We start from the raw sequence: 12,480 nt of genomic DNA on the forward strand, positions 1-12,480 counted from the left end.
CTCCGCGTGCGGGTTACAGCCAGATTTGGCCTTGAGCGTAAGAAAGGAAGGGCGAGCTATCGGCGGCCAGCCACATTGGGCCATCGAGATCGACATGCTCAGCGGCAATCGCCACCGGCAGCGCTGCTTCCATCGCCAGTGAAGAGCCGAGCATGCAGCCGACCATCAACCGCATATCGCGCTTCTGCGCCTCTTCCACCATCGCCAGCGCTTCGGTCAACCCGCCGCATTTATCCAGCTTGATGTTGATCATCTCGTAGCGATTACGCAGCGGCGCGATGTCTTCACGTGTGTGGCAGCTCTCATCGGCACACACCGGAATCGGGTGCGCGAAGCGCTGCAACTCCTGATCCTGGCCCGCTGGCAGCGGCTGCTCGACCATCGCGATGTTAAAACTCGCCAGCGCGTTGAACAGGCTGGGCAAATCCACGCCCGACCAGGCTTCATTGGCATCAATGATTAAGGTGGCGCGCGGCGCGGCCTGACGAATCGCGGCGACTTTTTCCAGAATCTCGTCGCGATTGAGTTTGATTTTCAGCAGGATGGCGCCGCGTGATACCGCATCGGCAGCGGCGGCGGCCATGTTCTCGATGGAATCAAGGCTAAGGGTTTCGGCTGTGATTACCGATGGCGGCTGACGACGCTCGCACTGTTGCCACAGCGTGTGCTTCGCCAGCGCGGCATCAAGTCGCCACAGTGCGCAGTCCAGCGCATTACGCGCTGAACCGGCAGACAAACGGCTTTGCAGATCGAGGCGGCTCAGGCCCGCTTCCATGTCGGCGCGCAGCGCTTCCAGTTCAGCGTTGACGCTTTCTGGCGTTTCATCGTAGCGCGGCGTGGGCGTACATTCGCCGCGGCCAATAAAGCCGTTCTGCTCCAGCGTCACGCGAATCACCGTGACCGCCGTGCGTGTGCCGCGCGAGATGGCAAACGGACGCGCCAGCGGCAGCTCCAGCACTTCAATCTGCATGCGCCGCATAATTAGCCTCGCTCCTGCAGCAGCGCGGCGATATCCGCAATGCCGAAACGCACCGGATCGGTGGCTGGCACGCCGAATTGTGCGCTGATTTCTGCGCAATAGGCGCGCGCTTCTTCTTCGCTGTAGTTTGAGGTGTTGATGGCGAAACCGGCCAGTTGTACCGCGTCGCTGGTAACGTGCGCCGCGCGCAGGTTGGCTTCGACGCAATCTTTCAGGCTGACCATCGGCTGATGCGGCAGATGACGCATATGCGGACGGCCCATTTCATGGCACATCACCAGCCAATGCGGCTGCGCACCGTGAATCAGGCCCATGCTGACGCCAGCATAGGAAGGATGGAACAGTGAACCCTGGCCTTCGACGATATCCCAGTGATCGGCGTCATTGGCTGGTGACAGCGCTTCAACCGCACCGGCGATGAAGTCGGCAATTACTGCATCAATCGCGATACCTTCGCCTGCCACCAAAATGCCGGTCTGGCCGGTGGCGCGGAAATCGGCTTTCATGCCGCGTTCACGCATCGCGGCTTCCAGCGCCAGCGAGGTGTACATCTTGCCTACCGAGCAGTCAGTGCCGACAGTAAGTACACGCTTACCTGTGCGCTTCTTACCGCTGCCTACTTCCAGTTTTGGACGCATGTGGCGCAGGTCGAACAGCTCAACACCGAACTCTTTAGCCAACGCCACCAGCTCTGGCTCATCCACCAGACGATGGTGCAAACCGCTGGCAACGTTCATCCCGGCTGAGATGGCGCTCTTTACCGTGTCGAGCCAATGCGTGGGCAAGTAACCACCGGCATTTGCGGTGCCGAGCACCAGCGTTTTGGCTCCGCGCGCTTTGGCAGCGGCAATGTCGAGGACGTCGAGGCCCAGCGATACGGTGCAGCCCGGCAATTTGATTTCGCCAACGCACTGCTCTGGACGCCAGACGTGGATGCCGCGTGCGGTTTTAGCGGCCAGTGGATCGGTTACGTCGCCGAGGAAGAGTAAATAAGGTTGTGGGATCAGCATGATGTTTCTCGTTTCAGACGGTTTATAGGGCCTGAATTGACTATTTCATGCAGGAGAAAGGGTGACGAATGCTTGTTTAGTTGCGGGGTATAACGTGCGGCTATAGCCAGATCGAAATCTGATGGCTGAAGGGTTTTATCAGCAAGTTAGGGAGAAAATGGGGGGAATTGCGGCTGGAGAGATAAGAAAACAGTTGATAACCACAGGTCGATCCCTGACCGCGATTATCGAGGGTATTCTGTTAGCGCTGGATTAATGCTGTGCGCCTGGCGGTACGTGCTTGAAGGTTTCAACGTAAGCGTTAAACACGTAGCGGAAAAAGCGTTTCATAAGGCACCTGGTTCAAAAATTGTTGAAGAAATACGCAAAAAGTATAGCCGCTGAGCGTTTTTACCGCAATTATTTTTGAAGTAGATCACATAATGAAGGGAAATTAGGAATTGAGTGATGCAGTTAAAAGCGGTCACCATGAATGGCGACCCTACAAATTAAAACCAACCTAAGTGCTGGCCCAAAATTGTGCAGCCAATGCTGATCAGCACTACACCGCCCAGCACTTCGGCCCATTTGCCCATCACCGGACCGATAAATCGGCCAACCAGCACGCCGGTGGTCGCCATAATAGTGGTAGCGGCGCCGATGGTGACGGCGGTCATGATGATATTCACTTGCAGGAACGCCAGGCCAACACCCACGGCCAGCGCATCAAGACTGGTGGCGACAGCGGTTAGCGCCAGTACCATAAAACCGTGACGCTGCGGCGCTTCGCACGGCTCATCGGCGGTTTGACGGAAGCCCTCCATCATCATACGGCCGCCCAGCACGGTTAACAGCACGAACGCCACCCAGTGATCCCACGCCATGATGTAGCGGCTGGCCGCAAGACCAATTGCCCAGCCAATCAGCGGCGTTAACATCTCGATGACGCCAAAGATCAAACCGGTACGCAGCGCTTCTTTGAAATTCGGGCGATGCAGCGATGCGCCTTTGCCCAATGCTGCGGCGAAAGCGTCCATCGACATGCCAAAGGCCAAAATCAGGGTTGCGATAAATGTCATGGGTTTTCAATCAATGCTGCGGAACAGGCGCTAAAGCCGCTACTTCTCCGCATTTATTGTTCAGTAATGAAAAAGTGCGCGCAGTCTAACACGCAAAAACGGCAAAAAAAAGACAGTAAAATCAGGGATTTAAGTATAGCAAAGGCTATAACTCTTAACTTTCGCTATTTTTGACGCTAAGTGAATGGAATAGAAGAAATTTCTTAGAGCGATTCGGCACGGGGATTGCACCTTAGCGCGGTTTTATGCGCTAATGCCCGCGCTAACTGATTTGGAAAATGACCATGAATAACCCATTCGAAACGCTGATCATCCCAGGCGGCATTCTGCTGCTGGGCTTTCTTTCTGCCCTGCTGCTGCCTGCACCTTCATTTGGTATTGAGCTGGCAAAACAGCTGCAGGAAAGCCTGCATCTGATGGATGTTAATCAGCTGTATACCATCGTCTTTAGTTTGTGGTTTTTACTGCTGGGCGCGATTGAGTTTTTCGTGATTCGCTTTCTCTGGCGCCGCCGATCGCGCTGATCATTTTTCCGGCAAGGTGATGCATTTTTCTTCTGGCGGGCACCTACGCCCAAGCTGAAATTCATCACCACAAAAATGTAACATTACTTTTACACGATATGGCGAAATATCGCGCAACATAAAATCCGCATAAATAATCAATTTAGTTAAAACTCATAATTTTCAACACATTAAAATGTGACACACCTCACTCACCGTTTTCAACCCCACCAAAAGCACTCACAATAGCGTAACAACTGCATTACTCTAACCGTCTGATTAAGAGATAAAAATCCCTTATGACCGCGGGGTTGAGCTGATTAATTCTTATGCTGAATCATTTCCGCCTTTAAAAAATAAACAAACGTTTAATTCCGATACGAGAATGTTATATTCGAATGCATATGCATAACGTGCAGTTAACCGTTATCGTCCCCATGACTTATACCTGAGTCTTAACCTTTGAGAGATAGCGCCACGCGCTCGAAAGAAGCGCGGCTATTTCGCCTGCGAACCTGTTGAGCTTCAGGTCAACAGAGAGAGGAGATGTCGCCTCATGAGTACTACTGCGGTAAATCTGGCGCTCGCCGCCGCTGGCATGGAAAGTGCAAACCTTCAGGAACGAAAAGACGTCGACGTACTGCTGATTGGCGCAGGCGTGATGAGTGCGACTTTGGGCGCATGGCTGCAAGATCTCGAGCCTGACTGGTCGATTGAGATGGTTGAACGTCTTGATGACGTGGCCGTTGAATCCTCTAATGGCTGGAACAACGCCGGAACCGGACACGCCGCGCTGGCGGAACTTAACTATACGCCGCAGAAGGCGGATGGCAGCATCGACATCGCCAAAGCAGTGGCGATTAACGAATCGTTCCAGATTTCGCGCCAGTTCTGGGCCTATCACGTTCAGAAAGGCAACCTGCGCAATCCTAAAAGCTTTATCCACAGTACGCCGCACATGAGTTTCGTCTGGGGCGACGATAACGTTGAATTCCTGCGCAAGCGTTTCAATGCGTTGCAGAAAAGCACGCTGTTCCGTGGCATGAATTACTCTGAAGACCGCGATCAAATCACCGAGTGGATTCCGCTGGTGATGAACGGCCGTGACAGCAAACAGAAAGTGGCGGCCACCTGGACCGAAATGGGCACCGATGTGAACTTCGGTGAAGTAACGCGTCAGCTGATTGCTTCTTTAGAGAAGAAAGCCAATTTCCGCCTGCGTCTGCGCCAGGAAGTGCGTGATATCAAACGCCTGAGCGACGGTCGCTGGCAGGTCACGCTGCATAATCTGGCCAGCGGTGAAAATCGCGTGCTGACCACGCGCCAGCTGTTTATTGGTGCGGGCGGCGCGGCGTTGCCGCTGCTGCAGAAATCCGGCATTCCAGAAGTGAAAGGCTACGCCGGTTTCCCGGTGGGCGGTTCATTCCTGGTGACGGAAAATCCTGACGTCGTCAAACAGCACATGGCGAAGGTGTATGGCAAAGCCAGCGTCGGCGCACCGCCGATGTCGGTGCCGCACGTCGATACCCGCGTGCTGGATGGCAAGCAGGTGCTGCTGTTTGGGCCGTTTGCGACCTTCTCAACCAAATTCCTCAAGCAGGGTTCGCTGCTGGATATGTTCGGCGCGATGAACACCAGCAACCTCAAGCCGATGGTGCAGGTTGGCCTGAAGAGCTTCGACCTGGTGAAATATCTGGTTGATCAGGTTTTGCAAAGCGACAGCGATCGTATGGAAGCGTTGCGCGCTTACGTGCCGCAGGCGAAGCAGGAAGATTGGCGTTTAGTGACTGCCGGCCAGCGCGTGCAGATCATCAAGAACGATGCCGTTGAAGGCGGCGTGCTGCGTCTCGGTACCGAAGTGGTGACCTCGGAAGATGGCTCGATTTCGGCGTTGCTGGGTGCATCACCGGGCGCATCCACCGCCGCGCCGATTATGCTCGAGCTGATGGCGAAAGCCTTCCCGGAACAGATGCGTTCACCGGAATGGCAGACCAAAATCCGCATGGTTATCCCATCGTGGGGCCGCAAGCTGAACGGCGACGTCGCACTGACCGAGAAAGTGCTGGCCGATACCAGCCGTGTGCTGCAACTCGATTACGAGCCGGTGATTACACCTGATGCCGCCAACGATGAAGCGCGCGAAACGGCGCACGTGGTGGGGAAGTAACAAGGTAGTTCTATCCTGGTCGCCATGAATGGCGACCCTACAAAGGGTGAGCGTCGCTCGCCCCTTATTCCTTTTTTCTATTCCCCCGTAATTAATGACATCGTTGATTATATTTAATGATTACGTTAATTAAATGCTAAAAAACCTTTCCCTGTATAAAATTGATTTAAGTGACTTCGCATACTCTCTATACGCGAATTGATGCAATCATAATAATCCGCATCAAATATCTCTTAATGTATAATGAGGTCATTGCGATGACAGTGAAAAATGATTATTTATTCTGCGCCATTCTTTTTCTCAATAAAAAAGACACCATCGCCCTGCGGTTATCCTTGATCGTTGTTTTCCTATTTTTTGGTATCGCCAAGTGGTTTGAATTTGAAGTGGAGGCGCTGACTCCGATAATTACCACAACATGGCTCAGTATTTTGAAGGACATGCTGGGACTGCATGGCACCAGCTACTTTCTTGGCGTAGTGGAATTAACCACCGTGGCGCTGCTGGTGCTAGGATTCAAAAATCCGATGGCGGGTGCCGCTGGCGCCACGTTGATCGTTTTAACGGGTGTGGTGACATTGAGCCTACTACCACAGCTTGGCACGATCGACGGTTTTATACTAAAAGATATTATGGTGGTGGCTATTGGATTAACATTGCTTAAACAAGATTTAGTTCGCTGGCAGCAAGCTTAAGCTCACCTCCCAAACAATGAATTATTCAAAGAGACAATATGATCATGGAACAACAATTCTCTGAAGCTGATGAAGCTTATATGACAAAAAAAATTCCTCAATATATAGATGCGTTGGTTGAGAAGATTAATGACAAAATTATTGAAACAGAAACGACTGCCAGCTGGGATTTTGTTTCGCGCGGCATTACCTTTAATCACCACTTCCCCGCTAATGCCGATTTTTTGACAATCAGCGTGGTTGAAACGCTTTTTCATAAACTCCACGCCGGAGATAAAGACTTAGCTGAATTAATGCTGACGATGATGGGTAAACAAGCAGGAATTGAGCTAAAACGGTGTTAATATTTTATCGCAATGAAAACGCTTTTAAACCCACGTTGCTGCGTAATAAGCAACAACGTGGATAATGAATATGATTAACTCAACAATACCGCGTCGTACAACATCCAGCCCGTTGTCGCCACCAGCGACAGCGCCATTAAGCTGTTAAACGCCTGACGTTTCCACGCCACCTGCAGATGGCTGCGAAGGCGATCGCCGAGCGCTGCCCATATCAAAATGCACGGCAGATTCAGTGCCGCAAATCCCAGCAATACCGTCAGCACGCCGTTGCTGTTGGCGTACATCAGCGCCACGTTGGTGACCATCAGCCAGGCTTTGGGATTGACCGCTTGAAATAGGATGCCGCCCACCAGCGTCATCGGACGCGGACGTTCACGCAGTTGCGGCGCGCCGGCACGGAAAATTTTCCACGACAGCCACAGCAGATAGCTACAGCCAACCACCGTTAGCGGCAGGCGAATCGCGCCCATCCAGTGCAGCAGCGCATCGAGCGCCACACTCGCCAGCAGCATCTGTATCGCGCAGCCCAGCAGGATGCCAAACAGCATCGGCAGCGTGCGCTTAAAGCCAAAGTTAACGCCCGATGTCGCCAGCAACAGGTTGTTCGGGCCTGGCGTGATCGACATAACGGTGACGTAGCTGAAGAATGAGGGATCAAGCATGATGCGCTTCCTGAAGAATCAATGATGTCTTCATGCTAGTGCGAACGCTGCAATGGAAACAGAGACACAAAACCACTATTGTAATGGATACAGTTGTCTCAAAAATGAATTGTACCTATTGCGCGCGGAGGCTTTTGTGTCCCTTCCACTTTCATCCGGTCAAACGCTGTATCAGCAGCTGGTCGATAGCTTTGCCGAGTCGATTCATCAGGGCACGTTGAAGCCCGGCAAGCGGCTGCCAGCAATACGCCGCGTGGCACAATCGCATCAGGTGAGTATCAATACTGTGCTCAATGCGTGGCAAATCCTCGAAGATCGCGGCCTAATCGAATCGCGCCCGCAGTCGGGTTATTACGTGCGTGGCGTGCTGCCCGCCGTGACGCGCCCGGTAAAACCGCTGCCGGCAAAAATCAACGATCCCAGTGCGCAGAAGCTGGAGCTGATTGAGCAAGTGTTCGCGGCGCAAAATAATCCTGATTACACCAATATCTCGCTGGCCTGTCCGCAGGATGGCACCTTCTATCCGGCGGCGCGAATAGCGCGAATTACTGCGTCGATTTTGCGCCAGAATCCCGACATTATCGGACGCTATGCGCTTCCGCCTGGTAGTGAGCGCTTACGGGAGGAGATTGCGCGTCGCGCCCTGCACAACGGCATCAATCTGCCACCGCAGGCGATCACGCTGACGCACGGCTGTATGGAAGCGCTCCAGTTGGCGCTGCGTGCGGTGACCAAACCCGGCGATTGCATTGGTTTGGAGTCGCCAACCTATTTCTTCCTGTTCCCGCTGCTGGCGTCGCTGGGTTTGAAAGCGCTGGAAATCCCCACCGATCCGCATCAGGGATTGTCGTTGGATGCGCTGGAGATGCTGTTGCAGGAGAAGCGGATTCAGGCGGTGATCGCCATGCCGGGCGCGCAGAACCCGTTGGGATACGTGATGCCGCTGGAGAACAAAAAGCGGCTGGCGAAGTTAGTGAATACTTACCACGTTCCACTGCTGGAGGATGGTTTGTATGACGAATTGCAGTTTGAGTGGCCGCTGTCGCCGCCGGTGAAGGCGTTTGATAGCGATGGCTGGGTGATTTACTGCACCAGCTTTACCAAAACCGTGGCGCCTGATTTCCGCGTCGGCTGGACTGCCGCCGGACGTTTTCATGACGCCATCGCTCACCTCAAAGCGGTTTCATCGATGGCAGAGTCACGCTTGTTGAGTGAAACCCTGGCCGAATTCCTTGCCAGCGGCGGCTACGATCATCATCTGCGCACGCTGCGTCGGCGCTATGCCGCCAATCTGGATGCGGCGCGCGGTATTCTGGCGCGCCACTTTCCGCAGGGCACGCGCGCTACCCTGCCGCGCGGCGGGTTTGTTTTTTGGGTCGAACTGCCGGGAAATATCGATACCGTGGAGATGTTTCATCGTCTGCTGCAGGAGCAAATCTGTGTGACGCCAGGCGCGCTCTACTCGCTGAGCGATCGTTATAAACACGCCTTGCGCCTCTCCTGCTGCTATCCGTTTGATGAGCGTTATACGTGGGCATTGCAGCGTACCGGCGCGCTGGCCTGCGAAATGACAGGTTTGGCGCCGGGACAGGATCAGGGTTTGCCGTTGCGGCCCCAGGTGGTGTAAGGCTCGCGCTCGGTCAGACGCTCATAATAGGTCTGTACCGCCGGGAAGTTAGGATGCTCCAGCGGGGTTTCAAACCAGCGGTTCACCGCCAGACCAACCGGAATATCTGCCAGCGAGAAGTTGCGGCCTGCGACGTAGCGCCCGGTTTTCTCCAGATGCTGGTTGAGAATGTTCATGGTGTGCGTCCAGCCTTTAACGGCCGCCGCCAGCAAACGGGGATCCTGATGCGCTGGCGAGTTGCGCACCAGTGACATAAACGCGTAGCGCCATGAGGTATTGAGTTCGGTGGCTTGCCAATCCATCCACTGATCGACCGGCGCACGTGCGCGCGGATTATCGGGATAGAGCCATTCGCCGCCATTGCTGTTGGCGAGATAGCGCAGAATGGTGTTGGATTCCCACAGCACAAAGTCGTCCTCAATAATTACCGGGACCATGGCGTTGGGATTGAGCGCCATAAACTCTGGCGAGTGCAGCGATTGCGGATCATCGCCCCAGGGTTCTAATTCGTACGCAATATCGAGTTCTGCGCACAGCCACAGAACTTTTCGCACGTTAATTGAAGAAGTACGGCCAAGAACTTTTAACATTGCGGACTCCGATTCCAGAATTCTTAATCTATTCATAGCCCTGTTGCTGGCCTTTCGCAATCAGCAGGATGTAAATCCCGATTTCAGACAACCTCAACGAGGAAGGAGTGACAATGAAGGTCGCATTTAAACAGGTGGATGTGTTTACCTCATCGGCGTTTAAAGGTAATCCGCTGGCGGTGATTATGGATGCACAGGGATTGAGTGACGCGCAGCTGACGGCGATTGCGCGCTGGACCAATCTGTCCGAAACCACCTTTGTGCTGCCGCCACAGGATGCGGCGGCAGATTACCGCGTGCGCATTTTTACCGTGGAAGGCGAACTGCCGTTTGCCGGACATCCGACGCTCGGCACCGCGCATGCGCTGCTGGAAGCGGGCTGGCCGCTGAAAACGCCGGGCAAAATCGTACAGGAGTGCGGCGTGGGTCTGGTTGAGGTGAAAATCAGCGACGACGGCGCGCTGGCCTTTGCGGCACCCGCCGCTCGCTTAACACCCTTTAGCGATGCACTGATGAGCAGCGCGCTGAACAGTGAAGCTTTTGATCTCAGCCAAACGCCGACCATCGTTGATATGGGCATTCGCTGGCTGCTGATTCCGATGAGTAGCGCGCAAGCGGTGCTGGATGTGGTGCCGTCAGCAGCCGATTTACACCGTTTACAGCAGCATGCCGAGGTTAACGGCACGGCGATTTTTGGTGCGCTACCGGCGGACGAAAACGAGCAGTATGAAGTGCGCGCATTGCTGGTTGAGAACGGCAGTTTGACCGAAGATCCGGTGACCGGCAGCGCCAACGCCTGTCTGGCACGCTACTTCGAGGCGAACCACCAAACGCGGGATTACCGGGCGCGTCAGGGCAGCGCGATTCAGCGTGAAGGTCGGATTCAGGTGAGTTTTACGGATAAGGCGATCTGGATTGGCGGCCAAACGGTGACGGTGATTGATGGGACGATTGATCTGTAAGGTTGCCATTTATGGCAACCTGGCTGGCGTCGCTGTTTAACGAGGTCGCCATGAATGGCGACCCTACGGATTACAGGCCTTGTCCGCCTGAGGCTTCGATGCGCTGTGCAGTGATCCAGCCGGTTTCATCGCTGAGGATCGCGCTGATGGCATCGCCGATATCATCCGGCAAGCCGACGCGGCCCAGCGCGGTCACCGAGGCGATATGATCGTTGAGATCTTTGGTATCACGCACGCGGCCGCCGCCGAAGTCGGTTTCAATCGCGCCTGGCGCAAGAATGTTGACGCGAATATGGCGCTCGCCCAACTCTTTTGCCTGATAGCGAGTTAATACTTCCATCGCGCCTTTGATTGAGGCGTAAGTGCCTGAACCCGGCAGCGTCAAACGGGTTAAACCGCTGGAGATATTCAGGATGCGTCCACCATCAACGATCAGCGGCAGCAGTTTTTGCGTCAGGAAGAACGGCCCTTTGAAGTGCACATTCACCAGCGCATCAAACTCATCTTCGGTGGTCTCGGCGAACAGCTTGTAGTGACCATGACCGGCGTTGTTCACTAAATAATCAAAATTGTCACGCTGCCAGATTTTCTGCAGCGCTTCTTTCACCTGCGCCACGAAGCCATCGAACGTGCTGCTATCGCCCACATCCAGCTGCAACGCCACCGCACGCGCACCCAGCGCTTCAATCTCTTGCACTACCGCCTGCGCTTCTTCCGCGTGACCGCGATAGGTAAACAGGATATCGGTGCCTTTGGCGGCCAGTTTCAGCGCCCCATTCTTGCCTAAACCGCGATTTCCGCCGGTAATCAATGCAATTTTATGACTCATGTTTCGCTCCAGTTGGAAAATTGAACACGTGTTAAGGATATTCGTGAATAATTGATCTATAAACGCAGAGGAATACGCAGCACTGTTTCACTAACAACAACAATCGGTGAACAACATGGATAAAATTCACGCAATGCAGGTTTTTGTGCGAGTGGCAGAAATGGGCAGTTTTACCCGTGCGGCAGAAAGTTTGGGTTTACCGAAAGGCAGCGTATCGCGCCAGCTGCAGGCGCTGGAGAATCAAATGGGAACGCGCCTGCTGCATCGCACCACGCGGCGCGTGCATCTGACGCAGGACGGCCTGGTTTATTACGATCGCTGTCTCGATTTGCTCTCGATGCTCGACGACATAGACAGCCTGTTCCAGCACGATCCCGGCACCTTAAGCGGTAAGCTGCGCGTGGATATGTCGGTGGCAATGGCAACCGGCTTTGTGCTGCCGCGCCTGCCAGAATTTTTGCAGCACTATCCCGGTCTGGAAATTGAGCTGAGCAGTAGCGATCGCCAGGTCGATGTGATTCGCGAAGGCTTTGACTGCGTGGTGCGCGTTGGCGAGCTGAAAGATTCCGGGCTGATTGCGCGGAAAATCGGCTCACATGCCTTGATCAACTGCGCCAGCCCCGGCTACCTTTCCCGCTTCGGCATGCCGGTGCGGCTGGAAGATCTGTCGCAACACGCGATGGTGCATTACACCCAGCAGCTTGGACAACCTTCACTGGGCTTTGAATATTTTGATGGCAAACAGTGTCATTACGTTCAAACCGGCGGCGTGGTGACGGTAAACAGCACCGAAACCTATCGCGCGGCGTGCATGGCCGGGCTTGGCATAATTCAGGTGCCGGCGATTGGCGTGCAGCCGCTGCTGGAGTCGGGACAACTGGTTGAAGTGCTGCATCACTTCCCGGCGAAACCGATGCCAATCTCGCTGCTTTACCCGCATCGCCGTAACGTGGCGCGCCGCGTACGCGTGTTTATGGAGTGGTTAAGCCACGTCTTGCAGGAGTACGTCACATAAGGCGCTATAATTGTATTTTCGCAGTGAACAGGATGACTA

Annotated in this window: 13 protein-coding genes; 7 read left to right on the plus strand and 6 right to left on the minus strand. The window is 54.3% G+C overall.

Going from position 1 to position 12,480, the window contains the following annotated elements:
- Window positions 1-13 precede the first annotated feature (13 nt).
- The 3 genes from dgcA to mntP form a co-directional block, all read right to left on the minus strand.
- Window positions 14-979 (minus strand): N-acetyl-D-Glu racemase DgcA, encoded by a 966-nt coding sequence (gene dgcA / locus FHW71_RS22505; protein ID WP_179453137.1) that lies wholly within the window; start codon window positions 977-979, stop codon window positions 14-16.
- Window positions 980-981: 2 nt separating this feature from the next.
- Window positions 982-1,989 carry an N-acetyltransferase DgcN gene (gene dgcN / locus FHW71_RS22510; RefSeq protein WP_179453138.1) on the minus strand — a complete coding sequence of 336 codons (1,008 nt, stop codon included), beginning with the start codon at window positions 1,987-1,989 and terminating at the stop codon, window positions 982-984.
- A gap of 488 nt (window positions 1,990-2,477) precedes the next feature.
- Window positions 2,478-3,047, minus strand: coding sequence for a manganese efflux pump MntP (mntP, locus tag FHW71_RS22515; protein WP_061719827.1), 570 nt, complete (start codon window positions 3,045-3,047; stop codon window positions 2,478-2,480).
- A gap of 284 nt (window positions 3,048-3,331) precedes the next feature.
- Here mntP and FHW71_RS22520 point away from each other — a divergent pair, with 284 nt between their 5' ends.
- The 4 genes from FHW71_RS22520 (at window position 3,332) to FHW71_RS22535 (ending at window position 6,756) form a co-directional block, all read left to right on the plus strand.
- Window positions 3,332-3,571, plus strand: coding sequence for a DUF1158 domain-containing protein (locus tag FHW71_RS22520; RefSeq protein ID WP_007891898.1), 240 nt, complete (start codon window positions 3,332-3,334; stop codon window positions 3,569-3,571).
- A gap of 535 nt (window positions 3,572-4,106) precedes the next feature.
- Entirely contained in the window at window positions 4,107-5,717 is a 1,611-nt protein-coding gene (gene mqo, locus FHW71_RS22525; protein ID WP_179453139.1) for a malate dehydrogenase (quinone), read from the plus strand.
- A gap of 257 nt (window positions 5,718-5,974) precedes the next feature.
- A complete protein-coding gene (locus tag FHW71_RS22530; protein ID WP_179453140.1) occupies window positions 5,975-6,412 on the plus strand; it encodes a DUF417 family protein in 438 nt (145 codons plus the stop codon).
- A gap of 38 nt (window positions 6,413-6,450) precedes the next feature.
- Window positions 6,451-6,756, plus strand: coding sequence for a hypothetical protein (locus FHW71_RS22535; RefSeq protein ID WP_179453141.1), 306 nt, complete (start codon window positions 6,451-6,453; stop codon window positions 6,754-6,756).
- 74 nt (window positions 6,757-6,830) lie between these two features.
- Here FHW71_RS22535 and FHW71_RS22540 read toward each other — a convergent pair whose 3' ends face one another.
- Window positions 6,831-7,418, minus strand: coding sequence for a LysE family translocator (locus FHW71_RS22540; RefSeq protein WP_061719830.1), 588 nt, complete (start codon window positions 7,416-7,418; stop codon window positions 6,831-6,833).
- Window positions 7,419-7,554: 136 nt separating this feature from the next.
- On the opposite strand from FHW71_RS22540, the gene FHW71_RS22545 reads away from it, so the two are divergent.
- Window positions 7,555-9,045: a PLP-dependent aminotransferase family protein gene (locus tag FHW71_RS22545; protein WP_179453142.1), complete on the plus strand. Its 1,491-nt coding sequence runs from the start codon at window positions 7,555-7,557 to the stop codon at window positions 9,043-9,045.
- Here FHW71_RS22545 and FHW71_RS22550 read toward each other — a convergent pair.
- The gene (locus tag FHW71_RS22550) at window positions 9,012-9,635 is read right to left on the minus strand and encodes a glutathione S-transferase (protein ID WP_008106644.1); all 624 of its coding nucleotides are present in this window, start codon (window positions 9,633-9,635) and stop codon (window positions 9,012-9,014) included. The genes FHW71_RS22545 and FHW71_RS22550 overlap by 34 nt on opposite strands.
- Window positions 9,636-9,748: 113 nt before the next feature.
- On the opposite strand from FHW71_RS22550, the gene FHW71_RS22555 reads away from it, so the two are divergent.
- Window positions 9,749-10,597, plus strand: a complete 849-nt coding sequence (locus FHW71_RS22555; protein WP_179453143.1) for a PhzF family phenazine biosynthesis protein — start codon at window positions 9,749-9,751, stop codon at window positions 10,595-10,597.
- Between the two features lie 70 nt (window positions 10,598-10,667).
- Here the strand turns inward: FHW71_RS22555 and FHW71_RS22560 are convergent, their stop codons facing one another.
- Window positions 10,668-11,426: an SDR family oxidoreductase gene (locus tag FHW71_RS22560; protein WP_179453144.1), complete on the minus strand. Its 759-nt coding sequence runs from the start codon at window positions 11,424-11,426 to the stop codon at window positions 10,668-10,670.
- A gap of 115 nt (window positions 11,427-11,541) precedes the next feature.
- On the opposite strand from FHW71_RS22560, the gene FHW71_RS22565 reads away from it, so the two are divergent.
- Window positions 11,542-12,441, plus strand: coding sequence for a LysR family transcriptional regulator (locus tag FHW71_RS22565; protein ID WP_179453145.1), 900 nt, complete (start codon window positions 11,542-11,544; stop codon window positions 12,439-12,441).
- Window positions 12,442-12,480 lie beyond the last annotated feature (39 nt).

Origin of the sequence: Enterobacter sp. Sphag1F, assembly GCF_014193275.1 — a bacterium.
GTDB lineage: Bacteria > Pseudomonadota > Gammaproteobacteria > Enterobacterales > Enterobacteriaceae > Pantoea > Pantoea symbiotica.